We start from the raw sequence: 21,439 nt of genomic DNA, 5'->3' as shown, positions 1-21,439 counted from the left end.
TCTCAGCAGCACGACGACGCCGGCTTCACCGCGATGCCGACCGGCTTGCCGCTCGTGTTCGGCGCCGGGCAGCAGGCCTTCTCGGACGACGTCGCCGAGGCCTCGCTGAACACCGGGATGTCGGCCAGCGTGTGGAACTGCTCCCAGGCGATGCCCTGCGGGTCGGTGATCCAGTGCTTCTCGCTGCGCGCGTAGCAGCAGCCGACCTGGCCTTCGTCGAACAGCGCGATGTCGGCGGCCTGCGCGCGCGACTTCAGCTCGTCGAGCTCGGCGGCGTCATCGGTCTGGAAGCCCAGGTGATCAACGCCGGTCTTGCCGCCGCCGCGCGTGGAGATCGCGAAGTTCAGGCGCGGATCCTCGAGCATCCATTTCGCGTAGTCGCGTTCGACGCGCGTCGGCTGCGCGTCGAACAGCTTGGAATAGAAGGCAATGCTCGCCTGCAGGTCTTGCACGTGGGCATGGACGTGGAATCGCTTCATCGCACACTCCTTGGGGTGGTCAGCTTGGGGGTTGTCAGCAGCCGCAGCCGGCCTCGGCCTTCGTCTCGACCAGGCAGCCGGCGCCCTGGCAGCAGTTCTCGGTGAGGTAGCCGAGCAGCGCGTTCATCCGCTCGAAGGCCGCGCGGTAGACGATGTGACGGCTCGCACGCTCGGTGCTCACCAGGCCCGCGGCGGCCAGTTCCTTGAGATGGAACGACAGCGTCGCGGCCGGCACGCCCAGGCCCTCCTGCATCACGCCCGGGGTCAGGCCCGGCGGGCCCGAAACGACCAGGGCCCGAAAGACCTGCAGGCGAATCGGGTGCGCCAGCGCGGCCAGGGCCTTGACGACTTGATCTGCTTCCATGATTCAACTTTACTCGAAAAATCGAATCATGCAAGCCCCGGCGACGAAGTCCATCCCCAGGTCCTGGCACGCCCTGTTGCAAGGGGTGCCCCGAGCGGTTGTACCCTTCGGCGTCCGCTCGCCCTCGAAACCGCTGCCTGCCATGTTCGGCCGATTCAAGCCCGTCCCCTTCGAGCCCTATGGCCGGCGCCGCGCGCGCTGGCGCCTGCCGCGCTGGCTGGTCTTGCTGCTGCTCGGCCTGGCCGGCGGCGCCGCCGCCGTGATCTACGTGCAGGAGCGTCATCTGCCGCCGCGCCTTTCGGCCGGCGAGTCGACCCGGCTCAAGGCCGCCTACGAGCAGGCCGACGCCGAGCGCACCCAGCTGCGCAGCCAGCTGGCCGAGACCACCCGGCGGCTCGACGCCGCGCTGGCCCAGGGCGAGAAGGCCAGCGCCGAGGCGCAGGCCAGCCAGGCGCTGATCGCGCGGCTGCGCGCCGACGTGGGCGCGGCCGTCGCGGCGATGCCGCCCGACCCGCGCGGCGGCAGTGTCGAGGTGCGCGCCGGGCAGTTCAGCGCGCGCGACGGCAACCTGAGCTACCAGGTCGTGCTGGCGCGGCCGCAAGCGGGCGCCAAGCCGGTGGACGGCACGCTGCAGCTGGTGGTCACCGGCGACGGCGAGCGCGGCAGTGAAACCGCGGTGACGCTCAAGCCGGTCGACATCTCGATCGCCGCCCATGAGGTGCTGCGCGGCAGCCTGCCACTGCCGGCCGGCTTCAAGGCCCGCCAGGCCACGGTGCGCGTGCTGGCGCGCGGCAGTGGCCAGCAGCTGGGCATGCGGGTGCTGCTGGTGCAGTGAGCGGCCCACGCCCGCGCGAGCGGCGCTGGCGCCGCGGCCACTGTTCCACCGGCCGCAACACTGCGATCCACGCAGCCGTCTTTATCCGCCGCGCTCGCCCGCCCATCATTCAGTCACTGCTGAATGGATGGGAACGCGAGCGTGAAACCGAACTGGATCTGGGGCGTGGTGGCCGATCTCGCCGTCGTGGCCGCCTGGGCCCTGGCGGGCTGGGCGGCGCATCAGTCGATCGCCGAGTCCGATGCGCGTCGCGCGATGGTTGCGCCGCCCTCGCTGCAGGCGCAGCAGCCGGCCGAGCGATCGCCGGGCTAGGTTAGGCTGGCGCCTCGCCAAGGAGCGCCGCCATGAACCAGCTGCTCGACAACATCATCTGGCACACGCTGACCGGACCGCACGCAAAGTTCTCCGCCGGCACCGCGAGCGCGCGCCGCTACGCGTCCGGCTTTTCGCCGATCGTCGGTTTCCCCGATCCCACGGCGCCCGACTTCGAGGCGCTGCGCGCCTTCTGTGCGGAGGGCGAGCATTTCTACTGCGACGGCTGGAGCGGCCCGCCGCCCGCGGGCTGGCAGGTCGACGCCGAGACCACGATGCACAAGATGGTCTGGGACGCGCCGCCACCCGAGGCCGACGATGCACCCGAGGCGCGGCGGCTGGACGCCACGCACGCGCAGCAGGCGCTCGACCTCGCGACGCTGACGCGCCCCGGCCCCTTCGGCCTGCGCACCATCGAGTTGGGCGAGTACTTCGGTGTCTTCGACGGCGAGCGCCTGATCGCGATGGCCGGCGAGCGCATGGTCGCCGGTCCCCTGCGCGAGATCAGCGGCGTGTGCACCCTGCCAGAGCAGCAAGGCCGCGGCCTGGCGCGCCGGCTGATCGCCAAGCTCGTGCGCCGTCAGATGGCGCGCGGCGAGACGCCGTTCCTGCACGTGATGAGCGCGAACACCGGAGCGCGGGCGCTTTACGAGCGCATGGGGTTTCGCACCTACAAGGAAGTCGTCGTGCGGGTGGTGTCGCCGCGGTAGGGCCTGTCACACGTGCCTCGCCCCGTTCGTCTTGTGGTCAAACCCAACGCGTACCGTGCGAAACGCCATGACCGATCCTGCCCAGCCCGACGCCGCCGACACCCCGTTCGTCGCGCTGCGCCCGCGCCTGTTCTCGATCGCCTACCGCATGCTCGGCACGCGCGCCGACGCCGAAGACGTGCTGCAGGACGCCTGGCTGCGCTGGCATCGCGCCGACCGCGATGCGCTGCAGTCGGCCGAGGCCTGGCTGGTGACCGTGGTCACGCGGCTGGCGATCGACCGGTTGCGTGCGGCCCAGGCCGAGCGCGAGGCCTATGTCGGCTACTGGCTGCCCGAGCCGCTGGTCGACGAGCTCGACGAGCGCACGCCCGAGGCGGCGGTGGAACTCGCCGGCGAGCTGTCGATCGCGCTGCTGCGCGTGCTCGAGCGCCTGGCGCCCGAGGAGCGCGCGGCCTTCCTGCTGCGCCAGGTGTTCGACCGCGACTACGACGAGATCGCCGCCGCGCTCGGCAAGAGCGAGGCGGCCTGCCGCCAGCTGGTGCACCGCGCCAGCGAACGCGTGCAGGCCGAGCGCCCGCGCTTCGAGGTCGCGCCCGAGGCGCATCACCGGCTGATCGAGCGCTTCGTGCAGGCCGCGCAGGGCGGCGTGCGCGAGGCCATGGTCGCGATGCTGGCCGACGAGGCGCAGCTGATCGGCGACGGCGGCGGCAAGGTGCCCTCGTTCGGCCATCCGCTCGAAGGGCCGGACCGCATCGCCAATCTCTACTGGGCGAACTGGAAGCACCTGGGCAGCCAGCTGAGCTACCGCCTTGCGCGCATCAACGGCGAGACCGGCGTGCTGCGCTACGTGAACGGCGTGATCGAGTCGGCGCAGGCCTTCGTGACCGACGGCGAACGCATCGTCGCGGTCTACGCGATCCGCAACCCGGACAAGCTGGCGCACATCGAGGCGATGCAGTGAGCTGTCACAGGCGCGCGCGCCGGGCCGTCTAAGGAGCATGGAGGCCGCGCGGTGCGGACTCCGACGCTTCGAAAGGTTTGTGCCCATGTCTGCCCACGCGCCCCGCGTCGCCTACTTCCAGCTCGCGCCCAAGTCCTTCAAGGGGCTGTACGACCTGTCGACCGTCATCAAGAACGGCTCGCTCGACAAGCGCCTGCTCGAGATCGTGTTCCTGCGCGTCTCGCAGATCAACGGCTGCGCCTATTGCATCGACATGCACTGGGCCGACCTGCAGCGCCAGGGCATGAGCGCGCGCCACGTCAATGCCGTCGCCGGCTGGCGCGAGGCGCCCTACTTCAGCGACCGCGAGCGCGCCGCGCTGCGCTGGGCCGAGATCGTCACCGCGATCCCCGCGGCCGATCCGAGCGACGAGGAGTTCGCCCGGCTGAAGCAGCACTTCAACGGCCAGGAGATCGCCGAGCTCGGCTTCGCGATCGCGACCATCACTGCGTGGAACCTGCTGAACGTGAGCTTTCGCAATCCGCTGCCGGAAGCGGCGTGAATCCAGGCTGAAGTCTCACCGTTCCCACGGCGGCGTGTCGCCGAAGCTGCGCGCCAGGAAGTCGACGAACACGCGCACGCGCGGCGGCACCAGCCGCCGGCGCGGCATCACCGCGTGGATCTTGGTCGGCGGCGGCGCGTACTTCGGCAGCACCACCTCGAGCCGTCCGGCGCGCAGGTCGTCGACGATGTGCCAGATCGAGTGCATCGCGATGCCCAGGCCGGCGAGTGCCGCGTCGCGCAGCAGCTCGCCCTGGTTGGCCTCGACCGGACCGCTCACGCGCACCACCTGTTCGCGGCCGTGGCCGTCGCGCAGGCGCCAGCTGTCCTGGCGAGCGTCGCGCGAGGTCAGCAGCAGGCAGTCGTGCTCGGCCAGCTCGCGCGGATGGGCCGGGCGGCCGCGCCGCGCCAGGTAGGCGGGCGCGGCGCACAGCACGCGCCGGTTGGTCGCGATCGGGCGCGCGACGAGCGACGAATCCTGCAGCGCGCCGATGCGCACCGCGAGGTCGAAGCCGCCGGCGACGATGTCCTGCAGCTCGTCGGTCAGGTCGACGCTGAGCTTGAGCTGCGGATGCAGCGCGAGGAACTCGGGCAGCAGCGGCGAGATGTACTGCCGCCCGAAGGTCGACGAGGTGGTCAGGCGCAGCACGCCGCTCACGCCGCGCGCGGCCTCGCGCAGGCTGCCCGTGAGCGCCTCCAGGTCCTCGACCAGCGGACGGCCCTGCTCGGCCAGCAGCAGGCCCTCGGGCGTGGGCAGCAGCTGGCGGGTGCTGCGGTGGAACAGCGGCACGCCCAACTCGCGCTCCAGGCGCTTGAGGCGCTGGCTGGCCAGCGAGACCGACAGGTCCAGGCTGCGCGCGGCCGCGCTGATCGAGCCGGCGTCGAACACGCGCAGGAACAGCATCACGTCGCTCACGCGGTTCATCGCGGCGCTCCTTGATTCTCAAGAGATCATGGAAAGTGATTGTCGCTTTATGGCGTTTTTCTTTGAGGCCCGGATCCCTAACCTCAGCCGGACCTCAGCTTCAAGCGACCGCTTCCCATGTCCCCCACGCCGCCCACCGCGCCGCGCACGCCCGCCGCGCTCTACGCGCTCACCGTCGGCTCGTTCGGCATCGGCACGACCGAGTTCGTCATCATGGGTCTGCTGCTGCAGATCTCGGCCGACCTGCAAGTCAGCCTCACGGCCGCCGGCCTGCTGATCTCCGGCTACGCGCTCGGCGTCTTCGTCGGCGCACCGCTGCTGACCGCGGCGACCACGCGGCTGCCGCGCAAGACCGCGCTGGTCGCGTTGATGCTGATCTTCACGATCGGCAACCTCGCCTGTGCACTGGCGCCGAACTACGCGCTGCTGATGGCCGCGCGCGTCGTCACCTCGCTCGCGCACGGCACCTTCTTCGGCGTCGGCGCGGTGGTGGCCACGAGCCTGGTGCCGGCCGACCGCAAGGCCTCGGCGATCTCGACCATGTTCACCGGCCTCACGGTCGCCACGCTTCTGGGCGTGCCGGCCGGCGCCTGGCTGGGTCTGCACTTTGGCTGGCGCTCGACCTTCTGGGCCGTGGCCGCGATCGGCGTGCTGGCGACGCTGGTGATCCTGCGATTCGTGCCGGCCAGCCGCGAGAACGACGCGCCGGCGGCCGGCATGCGCAGCCAGCTCGCCGTGCTCGGCCGCACCCAGGTGCTGCTGGCGCTGGCCGCCACGGTGTTCGGCTTCGGCGGCGTGTTCGCGGTGTTCACCTACATCCAGCCCATCCTCACGCAGGTGACCGGCGTGTCCGAGGCGGCGGTGTCGGCGATCCTGCTGGTGTTCGGCGTCGGCATGATCGGCGGCAACATGCTCGGCGGCCGGCTGGCCGACCGCGCCCTCGTGCCGGCGCTGCTCGGCACGCTGGCGGCGCTGGCCGTGGTGCTGGTGCTGATGGGCTGGGCCGTGACGGCACCGGTGCCGGCGGTGATCTTCGTCGGCCTGCTCGGCGGGGCGGCCTTCGCGACCGTCTCGCCGCTGCAGCTGCGCGTGCTGCAGCAGGCCACCGGCGGCGAGAGCCTGGCGTCGAGCCTGAACATCGCCGCGTTCAACCTCGGCAATGCGCTGGGCGCGTGGCTCGGCGGGGCGGCCATCGCGCACGGCGCCGGCCTGGCGTCGCTGCCGCCGATCGCCGCGGCACTCACCGCCGCGGGCGGCGCGATCGCGTGGCTGGGCGTGCGCCTGGAGCGCCGCGCGCCGCACGGCGCGCGTTCGCTCGCCCCGAACGCCAACTGCTGAGCGCGTGCGGGACGCTGGCGTGGCTCAGGCCGCGCGCGCAACGACGCCCGCGCTGCCGGCCCACAGCCGCCGCACCTGCAGGCCGGCGCCGATCAGGAACAGCACGAAGAACACGCCGACGAGCTTTTGCAGCGCCGGGTCCTCGGGCCCGCTGAACAGCGGGGCGCCTGCCGGCAGCCGCGTGAAGGTCTCGGTCGCGCCGGGGATCGTGTGGAAGAAGAAGCTCAGCGAGAACGCGAGCGTGCTGACGTAGCGTGACGCGCGCCCGAGCACAGCGGTCCTGGCCGCCAGCATCGCGAGCGCGAGCGTGAGCAGCGTGATGAGCGACAGCACGTGCGGCACGCCGAAGCCGCCGTGCTGGAAGATGCCGAAGCTGGTCAGGCAGGTGAGCACCGTGGCCCACAGGTAGGTCCGGCCGAGGCCGGTGTCGGGCGAGATCTCCTTGTCGCGCACCAGCGCGACAAGGCCGGCGGCCACGGCGACCAGTGCGATGGCGGTGTGCACGGTTCCGAGAGGCGTCAATCCGAACATGGCCAGGCTCCTGTCAGTCAACACCGTCGGCGCCCGGACTCCGGCCTCGCACGACGCCCGGCGATTCTGGGCACATTCGCCGTCGGGCGCGAATCGTCATCGCGAGTGGGAACGCCCTCGTCCGAAAGGCACAGGCGTGGCCGTCAGTCGTCGCCGCGGCGCGGCGGCAGGCAGGCCTCGATCTCGGCCAGCAGGCGCACCGGCTCCATCGGGCGCACGAGGTAGCGCGTCGCGCCCAGGGCGAGGCCGCGCGCGCGCGATGCGCTGTCCCAGTGCGTCGAGGTCAAGAAGATGAAGGGCACGTCGCGCAGCACCGGGTCGGCCTTCACGCGTTGGATGAAGTCGAAGCCGCTGCCGACCGGCGAGCCCACGTCGGAGATCACCAGGTCCGGCGGCTGGGCCTTCGCCGCGTCCCATGCCTCCTGCGCAGTCTGCGCGGTCGTGACCTCGAAGCCGTGCGGGATCAGGAGGTCGCGCTTGAGCTCGAGGTTGAAGGGCGTGTCGTCGAGCACCAGGATGCGCCGGCCGCGCCCTTCAGCGCGGGGCGGCGCGTGCGCCGGCGCGGCGGCCGCCTCATGTGAGGACGGCGGCGAGGCCTGCGGTGGCGCGTCGTCGTCGCTGCGCTGTCGCGCCGGCAGGAAGCCGTTGACCGCGGCGATGAAATCGGTCGGCTCGATCGGCTTGGCGATGTAGCCGTCGAAGCCTTCGCCGAGGATGCGGTCGCGGTCGCCGACCATCGCCAGCGCGGTGACGGCGATGAGCGGCGTCGCGGCCAGCGCCGCGTCGGCGCGGACCTGCCGCACGAACTCGACGCCGTCCATGCCGGGCATCTGCACGTCGCACAGGATCACGTCGGGCCGCTCGCGGCGCGCGACCTCGAGCCCGACGTGCCCGTCCGAGGCCTTGAGCGTCTCGAAGCCGTAGGCGCGCAGCAGGTAGTCGATCAGTTCGCGGTTGATCGGGTTGTCCTCGACGATCAGGATGCGCGCGGTCATGTTGCCCCCTTGGCGCTGCGCGCCTGCCCCCCGAGAGGGTGTTCGCCCGACTTGAGGCGGCTCGGCGTCAGGCTCATCGGCGTCCTCCGGTGGCGGTCAGGCCTGCGGTTCGAGCGGCAGGTGCAGCGAGAAGCGGCTGCCGCGTCCGACCTCGCTGGTCAGCTCGAGGCGCCCGCCGAGCAGCTCGGCGAGCTTGCTGCACAGGTACAGGCCCAGCCCCGTGCCCTCGCGGGGGCCGCGCGCCGCGCCGCTGCCGACCTGGCTGAACGGCTGGAACAGCCGCGACTGGTCCTGCTCGGAAATGCCCATGCCGGTGTCGACGACCGCGAACTCGATCGTCGGGCGCGCCGGGGCGTCGCGCCGCGCGACGGTCAGCGACACCGCGCCGCGCTCGGTGAACTTGATCGCGTTGTTCGTCAGGTTGATCAGGATCTGCTGCAACGCGCGCCGGTCGGTGCGCAGCACCAGCGGATGCGGCGGCAGCCTCAGGTCCAGCCGCAGGCCCTTGTCCTCGGCGGCCGGGCGCAGCGTCGCGACGACCTCCTCGACCAGCGGCTGCGGGTTCAGCTCGGCCAGCTGCATCTCGACGGTGCCGGAGTCGATCTTCGCGACGTCGAGCAGGTCGTTGATCAGCGACAACAGGTGCTTGGCGCTGGACTGCACCATGCCCAGCTGCTTTTCCTGCTCGGCCGTGAGCGGCCCGGGCAGCTTCATCAGCATCAGACCGGTGAAGCCGATGATGGCGTTCAGCGGCGTGCGCAGCTCGTGGCTCATCGTCGCGAGGAAGCGGTCCTTGGCCCGGTTGGCGCGCTCGAGCTCGATGTTCTTGTCCTGCAGCGCCTGCTCGACGCGGCGGCGGTCGGTGATGTCGCGAATCGAGCTGCTCACCAGGGTGCCTTCCTCGGTCTCGAGCGGGCTCAGGCTGATCTCGACCGGGAACTCGCTGCCGTCGCGGCGGCGCCCGTGCAATTGCAGGCCCGCGCCCATCGGGCGCACGTTGGGGTCGGCAAAGAACTGCGAGCGGTGCCTCGGGTGCGCGTCGCGAAAGCGCTCGGGCACCAGCACCTCGATCGGCTGACCGAGCAGCTCGCTGCGCGGATAGCCGAACAGCCGCTCGGTCTGCGTGTTCACGAGCACGATGTTCCCCCGGCTGTCGACGATGACGATGGCGTCCGGCGCCGACTCCAGCAGGCCGCGGAACTTCTGCTCGGCCTTGCGGCGAAAGGTCATGTCGCGGATCGCGCTCATGCCCAGGCGGCCGATCTCGGTCTCGAGCGGGCTCAGGCTGATCTCGACCGGGAACTCCTCGCCGTTCTTGCGCAGGCCGTAGAGCTCCAGGCCCAGGCCCATCGGCCGTGTGCGCGACTGCGACAGGTAGTTCGTGCGGTGACCGACGTGGCTGGCGCGGTAGCGCGGCGGCATCAGCATCTCGAGCGGCTGGCTGGTCAGCTCCTCGCGCGCGTAGCCGAACACCACCTCGGCCTGGCTGTTGGCCAGCACGATGCGACCGATGTCGTTGACCAGCACGATCGCGTCGGGCGTCGACTCCAGCAGCTCGCGGTAGCGCGACTCGAGCAGGCGCGCGTCGCGCTGCACCTTGAGGTGGGTGACGTCCGTGCTGCTCGACAGGAAGCCCTGCAGCTCGCCCGACGGCGAGCGCAGCGCCGTCACCACCGCCTGCACGTAGATCAGCGAGCCGTTCTTGCAGCGGCGCACCAGTTCGTGGCTGCGCTCGATGCCGTGGCGGGCGTCGTCGCGCATGCGCCTCGATTCGTCGTCGTGGGCGGCCAGCACGATCAGCTCGTGGACCGGGCGCCCGATCGCCTCGTCCCGCGTGTAGCCGTACAGGCGCTCGGCGGCGGCGTTCCAGTACGTGACGACACCGTCGGCCGAGGTGCCGATCAGTGCGCTCGGCGAGGCCTCGGCGGCCAGATGGCCGGCGTCGTTCGCACCCATGGAGCACTCCCTGTCATGGCGCGCCGCACCTTCAGCGGGCCTCTGGGGGCCCCTCGTCGCCAGGCGCGCTCAGGGATGGATTGAACAACCGTTGGGCCGGCGCGGCAAGCGGCTGTCGCGGCGCCGCGCCGCCCGACGGTCAGGCGCCTTCGGGCCGCAACCCGGACGCCGAGGCCGCCGAGGCCGTTTGACGCGGCTGTGACGTCGCGGTCGCCGCGCTGCGCGGCGCCGCGTGTGCCAGCGCGCGGTCGATCGTCGCCAGCAGCGCCTGCGTCGTGGCCGGCTTGACCAGGTAGTCGGCAAAGCCGGCGGCGCGCGCGGCGGCAATGTCGGCCGGCATCGCATTGGCCGAGAACGCAATCAGCGGCGGGCAGGCCGCGCCGAGCACCGCGCGCAGCTGCTGCGCCAGCTCGCTGCCGTGCATGTCGGGCAGCATCATGTCGGTGATCACCAGGTCGGGCCGCGCGCACAGCGCGGTCGCGATGCCTTCGGTGCCGTCGGCGGCCATCAGCAGCGAAACGCCCGGGCGCAGCGCCAGGCAGCTTTGCATCAGCAGCTGGTTGACCGGGTCGTCCTCGACGTAGAGCACCGCACCCCGCACGTCCGCGCGCTCGGCGAGCGGGCGCGCCGGCGCGACGGCCGGCGCCGCCTGCGGCTCGCTGCTGCGCGCCAGCCAGACCGTGAAGCAGGTGCCCGCGTCGGCCTCGCTGTCGACCTCGATGCGCCCGCCCATGCCCTCGACCAGGTGCTTGGCGATCACCAGGCCGATGCCGGCGCCCTGCGGTTCGGCGTCGCGCCCGAGGCGGTTGAACGGCTGGTACAGCGCCGCGAGCTGCTCGGCCGTCATGCCCTGGCCGGTGTCGGCCACCGCGATGCGCACCCAGCCGTCGCGCTGCGCGAGTTCGATCGTCACGCTGCCTGCAGGGCGGTTGTACTTGATCGCGTTCGACAACAGGTTGGAGAGCACCTGGCGCGTGCGCAGCGGGTCGGCCAGCGCCCACAGCGCACGCGGCTCGTGCACCAGCTTCACCGAGACGCCGCGGCGCAGCGCCTGCTCCTCGAGCTCGCCGATCGCCGCCTGGGCCACCGCGACCAGCTCGGTGCTCGCCACATGCACGTCGAGCCGGCCGAGCTCGATGCGCGAGACGTCGAGCAGGTCGTCGATCAGCGCCAGCAGGTGGCGGCTCGAGTTGACGATCAGCTCGAGCCGGTGCTGCTGGACCTCGTGCGACTGCGGCCGCGGCTCGCTGAGCATCAGCTCGGCGAAGCCGTGGATCGCGTTCAGCGGCGTGCGCAGCTCGTGGCTCATGCGCGCGAGAAAGGCGGTCTTCTCGCGGTTGGCGGCGTCGGCCAGCTCGCGCGCGTCGCGCTCCTGCTCGGCCTGGTGAGCCTTGGCCTGCAGCCGCGCGTCGAGCGCCGAGGTCAGCACGGCGATCGACAGCATGCCCAGCGTCGACAGCGCGAGCAGGCCGCCGAGGCCGCTGCCGCTCAGGCCGTCGAGGTTGCGGCACACGGCGCCCACCGGAAAGCCGGCGGCCGCCATCGCGGTGTAGTGCATGCCGCTGATCGCCGCGCCCATCAGCAGCGCGGCCAGCAGCTGCGCCACGTGGGCGCGCAGACCGCTGAGGCGGCGCAGGCCGAAGAAGACGAGCAGCGCGACGGCCGACGCGACCACGGCGATCAAGGCCGAGGCAAGCACCAGCCAGGGGTTCCAGACGATGCCCGGCTCGAGATCGAGCGCGGCCATGCCCAGGTAGTGCATCGCGCAGATGCCGGCGCCCATCAGCAGCGCACCGATGGCCAGCGTACGCGCGCCCAGCCGCTCGCGCGCGGCGATGTGCAGCGCCAGTCCCGACACCGCGACCGCGGCCGCCCAAGACAGCATGGTCTCGGCGAGGTCGTAGCTCAGCGCGATAGGCAGCGAGACCGCGAGCATGCCGACGAAGTGCATCGACCACACGCCCGAGCCCATCACGACGGCGCCGCCGGCGGTCCAGGCGATCGTGAAGACGCGTGCGCGCCCGCGCACGCGCCCGGCGAGATCCAGCGCCACGTAGGACGCGGACACCGCCATCAGCAGCGACAGGCCGACGACCCAGGGGTTGTAGGTCGTTGGCAGGAAAGCGTTCATCGGAGGATCAAGGCCGGCAAGGTATCGACAAGGGATGCGGCCGCGCCGTCACGCGCGGATCGCCGCGCAGCCCCTCCCCGGCCGCGGCGACGATCTGGGCGCCCACCGAACAAGCCCCGCGCCCAGGGGCCAAGCCAGTATCAGCAGATGACCTCGGGCCATCGCGCCCAGAAGGGGGCAAAACGGGGTGCAGTTCCCCGCATCGAGACATTGACAAGGCGCCGATCGGCTCCCCGCGTTGCGCGCGACGCTTCGGCCTGCGGCGAAACATCGGCGATGCCGTCACGCCGACACTGCCTCCATTCCTCACCGAGACGCCCACGCCATGGCCATCACCTGCTTCATCCGCTACGAGATCGACCCGTTCCAGCGCGAGGCCTTTCGCGCCTACGCGCAGGCCTGGGCCGCGATCATTCCCCGCCTCGGCGGCCACCTGGTCGGCTACTTCCTGCCGCACGAGGGCAGCAACGTCGAGGGCTGGGGACTGATCGCCTTCGACTCGCTGGCCGCCTACGAGGCCTACCGCGCACGGCTGAAGACCGATGCCGCCGCGCAGGCCAACTTCGGCTTCGCGCAGCGCGAGCGCTTCATCCTGCGCGAGGAACGCCGCTTCACCGAGGTCGTGGCCGAGACCTTCGAGCGCCCGGCGGCCTGAGCGGGCGCCGCGCATTGCGGTAGAAAGCGCGCCATGCCCGCCGCCTTGCGCCCCACGCCCCATGAACCGCGCCTCGCGCGCATTGCCGCCCTGGTCGCCGACGCCAGCCGATCGCGCATGCTGAGCTACCTGCTGGGAGGCGAGTTCGCCAGTGCCGGCGAACTGGCGCGCGCCGCCTCGGTCAGCGCCGCGACCGCCAGCGGACACCTCGCGCAGCTGCTCGATGCCGGCCTCGTGGCCTGCGAGCAGCGCGGGCGCCACCGCTACTACCGGCTGGCCGATGCCGACGTCGCGCATGCGCTCGAGGCGCTGGCGATGGTGGCCGAGCGCACGAGCCATGCGCAGAGCTGGCAGTCGCCGCAGCGCGCGCGGCTGCGCTTCGCGCGCTGCTGCTACGGCCACCTCGCCGGCCAGCTCGGCGTTGCGCTGTTCGACGGCCTGCGCGCGCAAGACCGGCTCGTGCCGCGCGAGGGCGGGGGCTTCGCCGTCACCGCGCGCGGCGCCGCAGCGCTCGACGGGCTCGGCCTGGACGGCGCGGCCTGGCAGCGCCGCTCCAGCGGCGGCGCCCATGCCGCGCGCATCGCCTACGGCTGCATCGATTGGTCGGAACGGCGCGACCACCTCGCCGGGCCGCTCGCCGTCGCGCTGATGGACGCGTTCGTCGAACGCGGTTGGCTGCGCAAGCAGCCCGGCGAGCGTGCGCTCGAATGGACGCCGACCGGCCGCCAGGCCCTCGCGGGCTGGATCCGGCCGGTCGGCGAGGCTCAGGCCGAGGCAGCGATCACTTCTGCTTGACGAAGGCCAGCAGGTCCTGGTTCAGCCGGTCCTTGTGCGTGTCGGTCAGGCCGTGCGGCGCGCCGGCGTAGACGATCAGCTTCGCGCCCTTGACCAGCTCGGCCGACGCGCGGCCCGAGAGGTCGATCGGCACGATCTGGTCGTCGTCGCCGTGGATCACCAGCGTGGGCACGTCGAACTTCTTCAGGTCGGCGCGGAAGTCGGTCTCCGAGAAGGCCTTGATGGAGTCAAGCGTGTTCTTGTGCCCGCCCGTCATCCCTTGCGCCCACCACGCGTCGATGAGGCCTTGCGAAACCTTGGCGCCGGGACGGTTGAAGCCGTAGAACGGGCCGCTGGGGATGTCCTTGTAGAGCTGCGAGCGGTTGGCGATCTGCGCGTTGCGGATGCCGTCGAAGACCTCGATCGGCAGGCCCTTGGGGTTGTCGGCGGTCTTCACCATCAGCGGCGGCACGGCCGAGACCAGCACCGCCTTGGCGACGCGCTTGGTGCCGTGGCGGCCGATGTAGCGCGCGACTTCGCCGCCGCCGGTGGAAAAGCCCACCAGCACCGCGTTCTTCAGGCCCAGCGTCTCGATCACCGCGGCCAGGTCGTCGGCGTAGTGGTCCATGTCGTTGCCGTCCCAGGGCTGGCTCGAGCGCCCGTGGCCGCGGCGGTCGTGCGCGACGACGCGATAGCCCTGGTTGGCGAGGAACAGCATCTGCGATTCCCAGCTGTCCGAGTTGAGCGGCCAGCCGTGGCTGAAGACGATGGGCTGGCCGTCGCGCGGGCCCCAGTCCTTGTAGTAGAGCTGAACGCCGTCCTGGGTGGTGATGGTGCTCGCGCTGCGCTGCACGGCCTGGACCGCGGGTTTGGCCGCGTCGGCGGGCGCGGCTGCGGCCGTGCCGCCGGCAAGGGACGCGATGGCGGCTGCGGCGATGAGGGACTTGAGGTTCATGGTGGCTCCTGTGGGTTGCGTGTCGCGGCTTGGAGAAGGAAAGGACATGTCGGTGCGCGAGGCCGTCATGTTGGTTGCATGCGATTAGGTCGTGTACTATGTATGTAGCGTTCGAAAGGGCACCTAAGTGCCCTGTCCGCAAGACTCAGGCGGCGTGGGCGAACATGTTGGAACGCAGCGCCAGCAGCTGGTCGCGCAGGCCGTTGATCTCGCGCAGCGAGCAGCCGGTGGCCTCGGCGATGCACGACATCACGGTGGCCGAGCGCGAACGCAGCTCGCGGCCCTTGCGCGTCAGCGTGATGATCACCTGGCGCTCGTCCTGGGCCGAGCGCTCGCGCTCGATCAGGCCGGCCGACTGCAGGCGCTTGAGCAGCGGCGTCAGCGTCGGCGACTCGAGGAACACGCGCTCGCCGATCTCGGTGAGCGTGAGGCCGTCGCGCTCCCACAGCACCAGCATCACGAGGTACTGCGGATAGGTCAGGCCCATGTCCTTGAGCAGCTCACGGTAGACCTTGTTGAAGCCCAGCATCGTCGAGTAGACGGCGAAGCACAACTGCTGCTCGAGCTTGGGCGCTGCGGCCTCGTTGGCGGCGGTGTGGGGTGTCTTGCTTGCCATGGGGCGAACTATACATCGTGTGCTATCTATTTGCAGGCTACATTTCTATGAGGGCGATAGGGTCCGGGGCGCCATCGGCGGCGTCGCGATGGCGCCGGATGGTGCGCGGCCGCGGCGCGCGCGCACCGCCGCTGGGAGCGCCCGCACGCCGCCGCAGATCCTGCGCGGATGCGGCCGAACAACAGAATCCTTTGCTGCCAAAGGGGGGCAGTACGGTTCGAGCCGAAGCCGCCGCAGCCCTATCGTTTCGAACATGAAGCCGCAGCCCCACGCGCCCCTCGACGCTTCTCGAGGGTCCATGCATCCTTCGATCGCCTGGGCACTCGCCTACATCGACGAGCACCTGGACGAGCGCCTGCCGCTCGAGGAACTGGCCGCCAAGGCCGGGCTGAGCATCTGGCGCTTCTCGACGGTGTTCAGGCGCCACGCCGGCATCTCGCCGCGGCGCTACATCTGCGAGCTGCGCGTGCGCCGGGTGCAGGCGATGCTCGCCGACGGCATGCCGCCAGCGGACGCGGCCTCGGCGGCGGGCTTCTACGACCAGAGCCACCTGTCGCGGCACTTCAAGAACAGCTGCGGCATGACGCCCGGCCAGTTCCTGAGCCGGCACCGGCGTGCCGAAGAGATCGGCGACGAGGCCGTGTCCGAGGCCGCGGTCCATGCCCTCGTCGTCGCGCGCGATCTCGAAGCCCGTGCCGCGCGCGCCTGATCTCGCGGCGCCGGTCGCCGACCTGCTGCCCGGACTGGTCGCGCTGCGCCGCGACCTGCACGCGCATCCCGAACTCGCGTTCGAGGAGCGGCGCACCGCGGGCATCGTCGCGCAGGCGCTGCGCCTGCTCGGGCTCGATGTGCACGAGGGCCTGGGCGGCACCGGCGTGGTCGGCACGCTGCGCCACGGCAGCGGCGCGCGCAGTGTCGGCCTGCGCGCCGACATGGACGCGCTGCCGACGACCGAACTCGGCCGTCCGGCGCACCGAAGCCGCGTCGACGGCGCGCACCACGGCTGCGGCCACGACGGCCACACCGCGATGCTGCTCGGCGCCGCACGACAGCTCGCGCGCACGCGGCGCTTCGATGGCACGGTGCACTTCATCTTCCAGCCGGCCGAAGAAGGCCGCGCCGGCGCCCGCGCGATGATCGAGCAGGGCCTGTTCGAGCGCTTTCCCTGCGACGCGGTCTACGCGCTGCACAACTGGCCCGACCTGCCGCTGGGCAGCGCACAGACGCGGCCCGGCCCGATCATGGCCGCGGCCGACCGCTTCGACATCACGCTGCGCGGGCGCGGCGGCCATGCGGCGCAGCCGCATCACACGCCCGACGCCATCCTCGCGGCCAGCCAGCTCGTCACGCAGCTGCACACCATCGTCTCGCGCCGCATCGACCCAAGCGAGTCGGCGGTGCTGTCAGTCACCCGCATCGAGGGCGGGCGCAGCCACAACGTGCTGCCGGCGGAGGTGACGATCACCGGCACCGTGCGCAGCTTCGACGCCGGTTCGCAGGACCGCATTGAAGCCGCGCTGCGCGCAGCCGCGCAAGGCGTCGCGCTCGCCAGCGGCACGACCGTCGAGGTGCAGTACTCGCGCTACTACCCCGCCACGATCAACAGCGCCGCCGAGGCCGAACGCGCCCTTGCGGCGGCGGCCGCAGTCGGCCTCGATGCGCGCATCGCGCCGCGGCCCGCGTTCACCTCGGAAGACTTCGCCTTCATGCTGCAAGCGCGCCCCGGCGCCTACCTGTGGCTGGGCCAGGGCCGCGCCGATCCCGGCCCCGATGGCGAACGCGCACTGCACCACCCCTGCTACGACTTCAACGACGACGCGCTGCCGCTGGGCGTGCGCTGGTTCACCGAGATCGTCCAACGCGAACTGCCGCTTTCCGCATGAACCGCCTGGCCGTTCCAAAGGCGAATCCCGCAGTGCGCAGCACGGAGCCTGTCCAATGAGCATCACCATCCTCCAGCAGGCCGCCACGATCGACGGCCTGCAAGACCAGGGCACGCCGCTGCGCCCGCTGAGCCAGCCGCCGTGCCGCATGCGCGGCATCGACGTCGCGCTCGCCGGCGCCGGCGAGAACCAGAGCGGCTTGTGGGAGTGCGAGCCGGGCCGCTTCGAGCGCCAGCTCGCGAATGCCGAGCTGATGCACATCCTCGCCGGCGCCTGCGTCTTCACGCCCACCGGCGGCGCGCCGCTCGAAATCCGCGCCGGCGACACGCTGTTCTTCCCGGCCCGCACGACCGGCGTGTGGGAGATCCGCGAGACGCTGCGCAAGGTCTACGCGGTGTTCAGCCTGCCCGACGAGGCGTGAAGCACAGCTATCGCTGGCACCGCCGGCTGGGCTGGATCCTCGCGCCGCTGTTCGCGCTGTCGGCACTGAGCGGCGCGCTGCTGCTGTGGCTGCAGCCGCTGCCCACGCCGCCCGGCACACTGCCGCCGCCGGCCCGATGGGCGCAGGCGCTGGACCGCGGCCTCGCCGAACTCGCGCGCACGCAGCCGGGTGCGCAGGCCGATCTCGTCGACCTTCCGCGCCGGGCGGGCCAGCCCATCCGCGTGCATCTCGCCGCGCCAGGGCTTTGGGCCGAGCTGGATGCCGACAGCGGCGCGCTGCTCTCGATGCAAACGGATCGCCGCGATGTGCGCGCTCGCGTGCTCGATCTTCACGAGCACCTGCTGCAGGCCGACGTCGGCCCCTGGGTCCTGCGTGCCGCCGCGCTCGCCGGCCTGGTGCTGATCGCCATGGGCCTGCGCATCTGGTGGCGCGTGCGCGCGCTGCCGGCGCGATCGCCGTGGCGGCGCTGGCATCGGTTCGTCGGTGTCGCGGTCGTGTTGCCGCTGGCGGGCATGCTGGCCAGCGGCTTCGTGCTGCGCTGGCCGGAGCTGGCGCGCGCCGCGCTGTCGGCCTGGTCCGCCGAACTGCCGCCCTCGCCGCCCCCACAGCTCGCGCAAGCCCGAGGCACGACACCGGCAACGCTCGGCGAATCACTGCAAGCGGCCACGCGCGCCTTGCCCGGCGCGCAGCCGATGCGCCTGTACGCCGGCGACGGCGGCATCGTGCGCGTGCGATTGCGCAGCGACGAGTGGCATCCCAACGGCCTCAACAACGTCTACCTGCGCGCCGACGACGCCACGGTGCTGCGCACGACGACCTGGCGCGAGCTGCCGCTTGCGGCGCGCTACCTCAACGTCGTCTACCCGCTGCACACCGGCTGGCTGCCGGGCCCCGCGGGCGTCGCCGCGGCGGTGGCGGTGCGCGTGCTGTGGACGCTGTTCGCGCTGGCGCTGTTGTGGATGGCACTGTCGGGCAGCGTGCAGCGCTGGCGCGCGAACGCCGCTGCCGCGCGGCGCGGTTAGCGCCGGTCCTCGCCCTCACCCCAACCCTCTCCCGCGCGCGGGAGAGGGCGCGAATCAGGCCGCCGCCGCGGTCGCCGCCGCGAAGCGGCCGATGTGGAACGGCTCGATCGGCGTGCTGGTCGTGCCGGTGGCGATCAGCTCGGCCATCACCTCGCCGACGCCCGGACTGATTGCAAAGCCCTCGCCGTTGAAGCCGAAGGCGTAGTGCAGCCCCGGCACGCGCGCGCTCGGCCCCATCACCGGCTTCCAGTCCGCGGTGTAGCCCTCGATGCCGCTCCACACCCGGATCAGCTGCACATGCTCGAACGCCGGCACGAAGCGGCGCAGCTCGCGCAACTGGCGCAAGACGTTGTCGGGCCGCACGTAGGCACGGATCGCCTCGGCATCGGCCGGGCCCTTGAGTCCGCCGCCGAAGACGATGTTGCCGCGCGTGATCTGGCGGAAGTACAGGCCCTCGGTCTCGATCGGCGTCGACACGCCGATCGACGGGCCGATGGCATACGGCAGCGGTTCGGTCACGCCCATCTGCGGCCCGCGCGCGTCCATCGGCACCGCCTCGCCGAACGGCGCGGCGATGCGGTTGGACCAGGCGCCGCAGGCCACCAGCAGCTGCGCAGCGCGATAGCGGCGGCCGTCGGCCACGTGCGCCGTGAAGCCCGCGCCGTCGCGCTCGACGTGCAGCACCTCGGCGTGCTCGACGATGTGGGCGCCTTCGCGGCGCGCCGCGCGCGCGAACGCCGGACCGGCGAGGCGCGGGTTCGCATGGCCGTCGTTCGGCGACAGCGAGCCGGCCACCACCTCGGGCGAGAAGATGCCCCAGCACCGGCGCAGCTGCTCGGCGCTGAAGAGTTCGAGATCGAGGCCCAGCGGCCTGGCGTCGCGCGCGTACTGCTCGATCACCGCCGCCTGCCGCTCGGTGTAGCAGGCGCGCAGGTGGCCGTAGGGCACGAACTCGAGGTCCTCTCCAAGCAGCTCGTGCACGCGGCCCCACACAGCACGCGCGCGGTGCGCCAGCGGCAGCTGCTCGAGCGCGCGGCCCTGCCGGCGCACGTTGCCGAAGTTGGTGCCGCTGGCCTGACGGCCGACCAGCTCGCGCTCGAGCAGCGTGACCGAACGCCGGTGCTGGCGGCGCAGGAAGAAGGCGGTGGTCGTGCCCATCAGGCCGCCGCCCAGGACCAGCACGTCGCTTGCGATCACCTCACTCATGGGACACGGCCTCGCGCGTGTTCATCATCAAGGGCTTGACCGGCGCTTGCGTGCGCAGCCGCCCGACCAGCTCGACCGGCTGCCCGCAGGCCCACGCAACGATCTCGGCCGACGCGTGGCCGCAGTAGCGGCCCTGGCAGCGGCCCATGCCGACGCGGCTGAAGGCCTTGGCGCGGTTGAGCTCGCGGCTGTCGAGTTCGCTGACGCAGCGGCGCAGCTCGCCGGCGGTGACGGCCTCGCAGCGGCAGACGATGGCGTCGTCGGGTAGCGTCGCCGCCTGTTCGTGCGGCCAGGGAAATGCCATCGCGAGACCTTGGCGAAAGCGCTCCATGCGGTCGAGTGTCGAGCGCAGCGGCGCCGCCTCGGCTTCGTAGAGCGCGCGCCCGCGCGCATGCCCCAGGTCGGCCAGCGCGGCCAGCGCGGCGAGCCGCCCGGCGGCCTCGGCACCGTCGGCGCCGAGGATGCGCGCGCCGTCGCCGGCCAGGTAGACGCCCGGCGTGCTGCTGCGGCCGTCGGCGTCGATGCGCGGCAGCCACTGCCGGCTCACCGGCTCGAACTGGAACTCGCAGCGCGCCAGGTCGGCGAGCTGCGTCTCGGCGCGCAGGTGCCAGCCGATTCCGACCGCGTCGCATTCGAAGCGCTGTTCGCGGCCCTGCGCGTCGCGCACCGCCACGCCCTCGACGCCGCGCACATCGTCGCCGTCGATGCGCAGCGGCGTCACGCCCTGCAGCACCGTCACGCCGCGGCGGCGCAGGCCGGCGATCAGACCGAGGCCGCGCAGCGCGAGGCGCGGGCGCGCCAGCAGGCCGCGCAGCGCCGCCCAGCGCTTGCGTGCGGGCGCGGTGTCCAGCACCGCCTCGATGCGCGCGCCGGCCTCCAGGTACTGCGAGGCGACGAGATACAGCAGCGGCCCGCTGCCGAGGAAGACGACGCGCGAGCCGATCGCGCAGGCCTGCGCCTTCAAAGCGATCTGCGCAGCACCGAGGCTGTAGCAGCCGGCGCGCTGCCAGCCGGGCACCGGCATCAGCCGGTCGGTCGCGCCCGAGCAGACGATCAGCGCGTCGAACGGCAGCGCGCTCGCCTGGTCGTTGCGCACGACATGCAGTTCGCCGGCGCTGAGGTTCCAGGCCAGCGTCTCGCTGCGATGGTCGAGCTGCGGGCCCAGCGCGTCGAAGTCGCGGTGCAGCGCATGCGCCTTGGCGGCCTCGCTGCCGTAGAGCTTGGCGTAGGGGCGCTTGAAGCCCTCGGGCTGGCGGCGGTAGACCTGGCCGCCGTCGCGCCGGCCTTCGTCGACAACGATGGGGCGCACGCCGGCCTGCACCAGGGCCTGCGCGGCGCGCACACCGGCGGGGCCGGCGCCGACGATGATCACGCGCGGTTGGCCGTTCATGTCAAGTCCGTTCGGGCTGAGGTATCGAGGCCCCCGTCGCGACCCTGCCCGGTCGCGCTCTTGACGCGCGCCAGCGTCGCAATGAGGTCCGGCGTCATCGGCCACTGCTGCGCGGGCACGCGCGTGAACACCTGCATGCCAGCCTCGACCGGCGTGGCGCAGGCGCGCAGGCGCTGGCCCGACTCGCCCCAGACCCAGCAGTCCTGGCACGCGCCCATCAGGCAAAAACCCGCGCGCGTGCCGTCGCCGAACTCGCTGTCGCGCACGCGCCGGCCGTTGCGCAGCAGCGCGACCAGCAACGTGTCGCCGAGCAGCGCGGTGGCGGGCTCGCCATCGATGCGCAGCGTGATCTCGGGGCGCTCGGTCTCGGCGAGACGGACGAAGCGGGCGGGGTTCGCTGGAGAAGACGATGGCATGAA

The 21,439-nt window shown here is 71.9% G+C and carries 24 protein-coding genes; 12 read left to right on the top strand and 12 right to left on the bottom strand.

The window, feature by feature from the left end; genetic code table 11:
* Positions 1 to 2: 2 nt before the first annotated feature.
* Both ACO2TI_RS05715 and ACO2TI_RS05710 read right to left on the bottom strand, forming a co-directional pair.
* On the bottom strand, positions 3 to 479 hold the full coding sequence (locus tag ACO2TI_RS05715; protein WP_423282621.1) for an ArsI/CadI family heavy metal resistance metalloenzyme: 477 nt from the start codon (positions 477 to 479) through the stop codon (positions 3 to 5).
* A gap of 34 nt (positions 480 to 513) precedes the next feature.
* Positions 514 to 843, bottom strand: coding sequence for an ArsR/SmtB family transcription factor (locus tag ACO2TI_RS05710; RefSeq protein ID WP_423282619.1), 330 nt, complete (start codon positions 841 to 843; stop codon positions 514 to 516).
* Positions 844 to 985: 142 nt separating this feature from the next.
* Between ACO2TI_RS05710 and ACO2TI_RS05705 the strand changes: the two genes are divergently transcribed.
* From ACO2TI_RS05705 to ACO2TI_RS05685, 5 genes are all read left to right on the top strand, one after another.
* Entirely contained in the window at positions 986 to 1,678 is a 693-nt protein-coding gene (locus ACO2TI_RS05705; protein ID WP_423282617.1) for a hypothetical protein, read from the top strand.
* A gap of 141 nt (positions 1,679 to 1,819) precedes the next feature.
* Positions 1,820 to 1,990 (top strand): hypothetical protein, encoded by a 171-nt coding sequence (locus tag ACO2TI_RS05700; protein WP_423282616.1) that lies wholly within the window; start codon positions 1,820 to 1,822, stop codon positions 1,988 to 1,990.
* Positions 1,991 to 2,022: 32 nt separating this feature from the next.
* On the top strand, positions 2,023 to 2,700 hold the full coding sequence (locus ACO2TI_RS05695) for a GNAT family N-acetyltransferase (RefSeq protein ID WP_423282614.1): 678 nt from the start codon (positions 2,023 to 2,025) through the stop codon (positions 2,698 to 2,700).
* A gap of 67 nt (positions 2,701 to 2,767) precedes the next feature.
* Positions 2,768 to 3,661: an RNA polymerase sigma-70 factor gene (locus tag ACO2TI_RS05690; protein WP_423282612.1), complete on the top strand. Its 894-nt coding sequence runs from the start codon at positions 2,768 to 2,770 to the stop codon at positions 3,659 to 3,661.
* Between the two features lie 85 nt (positions 3,662 to 3,746).
* Positions 3,747 to 4,202: a carboxymuconolactone decarboxylase family protein gene (locus ACO2TI_RS05685; RefSeq protein ID WP_423282610.1), complete on the top strand. Its 456-nt coding sequence runs from the start codon at positions 3,747 to 3,749 to the stop codon at positions 4,200 to 4,202.
* Positions 4,203 to 4,217: 15 nt separating this feature from the next.
* Here ACO2TI_RS05685 and ACO2TI_RS05680 read toward each other — a convergent pair whose 3' ends face one another.
* Complete coding sequence (locus ACO2TI_RS05680; protein ID WP_423282609.1) at positions 4,218 to 5,126, bottom strand: LysR family transcriptional regulator; 909 nt, start codon at positions 5,124 to 5,126, stop codon at positions 4,218 to 4,220.
* Positions 5,127 to 5,243: 117 nt separating this feature from the next.
* Between ACO2TI_RS05680 and ACO2TI_RS05675 the strand changes: the two genes are divergently transcribed.
* Positions 5,244 to 6,464, top strand: coding sequence for an MFS transporter (locus tag ACO2TI_RS05675; RefSeq protein ID WP_423282608.1), 1,221 nt, complete (start codon positions 5,244 to 5,246; stop codon positions 6,462 to 6,464).
* A gap of 24 nt (positions 6,465 to 6,488) precedes the next feature.
* Here the strand turns inward: ACO2TI_RS05675 and ACO2TI_RS05670 are convergent, their stop codons facing one another.
* The 4 genes from ACO2TI_RS05670 to ACO2TI_RS05655 form a co-directional block, all read right to left on the bottom strand.
* Positions 6,489 to 6,995, bottom strand: coding sequence for a hypothetical protein (locus tag ACO2TI_RS05670; RefSeq protein WP_423282607.1), 507 nt, complete (start codon positions 6,993 to 6,995; stop codon positions 6,489 to 6,491).
* A 143-nt stretch (positions 6,996 to 7,138) separates the two neighbouring features.
* Complete coding sequence (locus tag ACO2TI_RS05665; protein WP_423282606.1) at positions 7,139 to 7,990, bottom strand: response regulator; 852 nt, start codon at positions 7,988 to 7,990, stop codon at positions 7,139 to 7,141.
* 96 nt (positions 7,991 to 8,086) lie between these two features.
* Entirely contained in the window at positions 8,087 to 9,946 is a 1,860-nt protein-coding gene (locus ACO2TI_RS05660) for a PAS domain S-box protein (RefSeq protein WP_423282604.1), read from the bottom strand.
* Between the two features lie 139 nt (positions 9,947 to 10,085).
* The gene (locus ACO2TI_RS05655; RefSeq protein WP_423282602.1) at positions 10,086 to 12,077 is read right to left on the bottom strand and encodes an MHYT domain-containing protein; all 1,992 of its coding nucleotides are present in this window, start codon (positions 12,075 to 12,077) and stop codon (positions 10,086 to 10,088) included.
* 325 nt (positions 12,078 to 12,402) lie between these two features.
* Here ACO2TI_RS05655 and ACO2TI_RS05650 point away from each other — a divergent pair, with 325 nt between their 5' ends.
* Entirely contained in the window at positions 12,403 to 12,732 is a 330-nt protein-coding gene (locus ACO2TI_RS05650; protein WP_423282600.1) for an NIPSNAP family protein, read from the top strand.
* Positions 12,733 to 12,765: 33 nt separating this feature from the next.
* Positions 12,766 to 13,527, top strand: coding sequence for an ArsR/SmtB family transcription factor (locus tag ACO2TI_RS05645; RefSeq protein WP_423282597.1), 762 nt, complete (start codon positions 12,766 to 12,768; stop codon positions 13,525 to 13,527).
* Here the strand turns inward: ACO2TI_RS05645 and ACO2TI_RS05640 are convergent.
* Both ACO2TI_RS05640 and ACO2TI_RS05635 read right to left on the bottom strand, forming a co-directional pair.
* On the bottom strand, positions 13,514 to 14,530 hold the full coding sequence (locus ACO2TI_RS05640) for an alpha/beta fold hydrolase (RefSeq protein WP_423282595.1): 1,017 nt from the start codon (positions 14,528 to 14,530) through the stop codon (positions 13,514 to 13,516). The genes ACO2TI_RS05645 and ACO2TI_RS05640 overlap by 14 nt on opposite strands.
* Before the next feature lie 76 nt (positions 14,531 to 14,606).
* Positions 14,607 to 15,077 carry a MarR family winged helix-turn-helix transcriptional regulator gene (locus ACO2TI_RS05635; RefSeq protein WP_423282593.1) on the bottom strand — a complete coding sequence of 157 codons (471 nt, stop codon included), beginning with the start codon at positions 15,075 to 15,077 and terminating at the stop codon, positions 14,607 to 14,609.
* Between the two features lie 298 nt (positions 15,078 to 15,375).
* Here ACO2TI_RS05635 and ACO2TI_RS05630 point away from each other — a divergent pair, with 298 nt between their 5' ends.
* Genes ACO2TI_RS05630 through ACO2TI_RS05615 form a run of 4 tightly spaced genes read left to right on the top strand, consistent with a single transcriptional unit; the run spans position 15,376 to position 18,424 of the window.
* A complete protein-coding gene (locus tag ACO2TI_RS05630; protein WP_423282591.1) occupies positions 15,376 to 15,786 on the top strand; it encodes a helix-turn-helix domain-containing protein in 411 nt (136 codons plus the stop codon).
* Positions 15,737 to 16,960 (top strand): M20 aminoacylase family protein, encoded by a 1,224-nt coding sequence (locus tag ACO2TI_RS05625; RefSeq protein WP_423282589.1) that lies wholly within the window; start codon positions 15,737 to 15,739, stop codon positions 16,958 to 16,960. Before ACO2TI_RS05630 ends, ACO2TI_RS05625 begins: the two co-directional genes overlap by 50 nt.
* A 55-nt stretch (positions 16,961 to 17,015) precedes the next feature.
* Complete coding sequence (locus ACO2TI_RS05620) at positions 17,016 to 17,381, top strand: cupin domain-containing protein (protein ID WP_423282587.1); 366 nt, start codon at positions 17,016 to 17,018, stop codon at positions 17,379 to 17,381.
* Positions 17,378 to 18,424 carry a PepSY-associated TM helix domain-containing protein gene (locus ACO2TI_RS05615; RefSeq protein ID WP_423282586.1) on the top strand — a complete coding sequence of 349 codons (1,047 nt, stop codon included), beginning with the start codon at positions 17,378 to 17,380 and terminating at the stop codon, positions 18,422 to 18,424. The genes ACO2TI_RS05620 and ACO2TI_RS05615 overlap by 4 nt, the downstream gene beginning before the upstream one ends.
* 54 nt (positions 18,425 to 18,478) lie before the next feature.
* Here ACO2TI_RS05615 and ACO2TI_RS05610 read toward each other — a convergent pair whose 3' ends face one another.
* Genes ACO2TI_RS05610 through ACO2TI_RS05600 form a run of 3 tightly spaced genes read right to left on the bottom strand, consistent with a single transcriptional unit; the run spans position 18,479 to position 21,436 of the window.
* Positions 18,479 to 19,630 (bottom strand): NAD(P)/FAD-dependent oxidoreductase, encoded by a 1,152-nt coding sequence (locus ACO2TI_RS05610; protein ID WP_423282585.1) that lies wholly within the window; start codon positions 19,628 to 19,630, stop codon positions 18,479 to 18,481.
* Positions 19,623 to 21,020, bottom strand: coding sequence for an FAD-dependent oxidoreductase (locus ACO2TI_RS05605; RefSeq protein WP_423282583.1), 1,398 nt, complete (start codon positions 21,018 to 21,020; stop codon positions 19,623 to 19,625). Before ACO2TI_RS05605 ends, ACO2TI_RS05610 begins: the two co-directional genes overlap by 8 nt.
* Complete coding sequence (locus ACO2TI_RS05600) at positions 21,017 to 21,436, bottom strand: (2Fe-2S)-binding protein (protein ID WP_423282581.1); 420 nt, start codon at positions 21,434 to 21,436, stop codon at positions 21,017 to 21,019. Before ACO2TI_RS05600 ends, ACO2TI_RS05605 begins: the two co-directional genes overlap by 4 nt.
* Between the last annotated feature and the right edge of the window lie 3 nt (positions 21,437 to 21,439).

The sequence above is a fragment of the Caldimonas sp. KR1-144 genome (assembly GCF_049446155.1).
GTDB lineage: Bacteria > Pseudomonadota > Gammaproteobacteria > Burkholderiales > Burkholderiaceae_C > Rivibacter.
This window is presented reverse-complemented; position numbering and strand designations above follow the sequence as displayed.

Bases quoted from the DNA above. Each gene is read 5' to 3' on its own strand.
- ACO2TI_RS05715 (WP_423282621.1), bottom strand. From the start codon at position 479: ATGAAGCGATTCCACGTCCATGCCCACGTGCAAGACCTGCAGGCGAGC.
- ACO2TI_RS05710 (WP_423282619.1), bottom strand. From the start codon at position 843: ATGGAAGCAGATCAAGTCGTCAAGGCCCTGGCCGCGCTGGCGCACCCG.
- ACO2TI_RS05705 (WP_423282617.1), top strand. From the start codon at position 986: ATGTTCGGCCGATTCAAGCCCGTCCCCTTCGAGCCCTATGGCCGGCGC.
- ACO2TI_RS05695 (WP_423282614.1), top strand. From the start codon at position 2,023: ATGAACCAGCTGCTCGACAACATCATCTGGCACACGCTGACCGGACCG.
- ACO2TI_RS05690 (WP_423282612.1), top strand. From the start codon at position 2,768: ATGACCGATCCTGCCCAGCCCGACGCCGCCGACACCCCGTTCGTCGCG.
- ACO2TI_RS05685 (WP_423282610.1), top strand. From the start codon at position 3,747: ATGTCTGCCCACGCGCCCCGCGTCGCCTACTTCCAGCTCGCGCCCAAG.
- ACO2TI_RS05680 (WP_423282609.1), bottom strand. From the start codon at position 5,126: ATGAACCGCGTGAGCGACGTGATGCTGTTCCTGCGCGTGTTCGACGCC.
- ACO2TI_RS05675 (WP_423282608.1), top strand. From the start codon at position 5,244: ATGTCCCCCACGCCGCCCACCGCGCCGCGCACGCCCGCCGCGCTCTAC.
- ACO2TI_RS05670 (WP_423282607.1), bottom strand. From the start codon at position 6,995: ATGTTCGGATTGACGCCTCTCGGAACCGTGCACACCGCCATCGCACTG.
- ACO2TI_RS05665 (WP_423282606.1), bottom strand. From the start codon at position 7,990: ATGACCGCGCGCATCCTGATCGTCGAGGACAACCCGATCAACCGCGAA.
- ACO2TI_RS05660 (WP_423282604.1), bottom strand. From the start codon at position 9,946: ATGGGTGCGAACGACGCCGGCCATCTGGCCGCCGAGGCCTCGCCGAGC.
- ACO2TI_RS05655 (WP_423282602.1), bottom strand. From the start codon at position 12,077: ATGAACGCTTTCCTGCCAACGACCTACAACCCCTGGGTCGTCGGCCTG.
- ACO2TI_RS05650 (WP_423282600.1), top strand. From the start codon at position 12,403: ATGGCCATCACCTGCTTCATCCGCTACGAGATCGACCCGTTCCAGCGC.
- ACO2TI_RS05645 (WP_423282597.1), top strand. From the start codon at position 12,766: ATGCCCGCCGCCTTGCGCCCCACGCCCCATGAACCGCGCCTCGCGCGC.
- ACO2TI_RS05640 (WP_423282595.1), bottom strand. From the start codon at position 14,530: ATGACGGCCTCGCGCACCGACATGTCCTTTCCTTCTCCAAGCCGCGAC.
- ACO2TI_RS05635 (WP_423282593.1), bottom strand. From the start codon at position 15,077: ATGGCAAGCAAGACACCCCACACCGCCGCCAACGAGGCCGCAGCGCCC.
- ACO2TI_RS05630 (WP_423282591.1), top strand. From the start codon at position 15,376: ATGCATCCTTCGATCGCCTGGGCACTCGCCTACATCGACGAGCACCTG.
- ACO2TI_RS05625 (WP_423282589.1), top strand. From the start codon at position 15,737: ATGCCCTCGTCGTCGCGCGCGATCTCGAAGCCCGTGCCGCGCGCGCCT.
- ACO2TI_RS05620 (WP_423282587.1), top strand. From the start codon at position 17,016: ATGAGCATCACCATCCTCCAGCAGGCCGCCACGATCGACGGCCTGCAA.
- ACO2TI_RS05610 (WP_423282585.1), bottom strand. From the start codon at position 19,630: ATGAGTGAGGTGATCGCAAGCGACGTGCTGGTCCTGGGCGGCGGCCTG.
- ACO2TI_RS05605 (WP_423282583.1), bottom strand. From the start codon at position 21,020: ATGAACGGCCAACCGCGCGTGATCATCGTCGGCGCCGGCCCCGCCGGT.
- ACO2TI_RS05600 (WP_423282581.1), bottom strand. From the start codon at position 21,436: ATGCCATCGTCTTCTCCAGCGAACCCCGCCCGCTTCGTCCGTCTCGCC.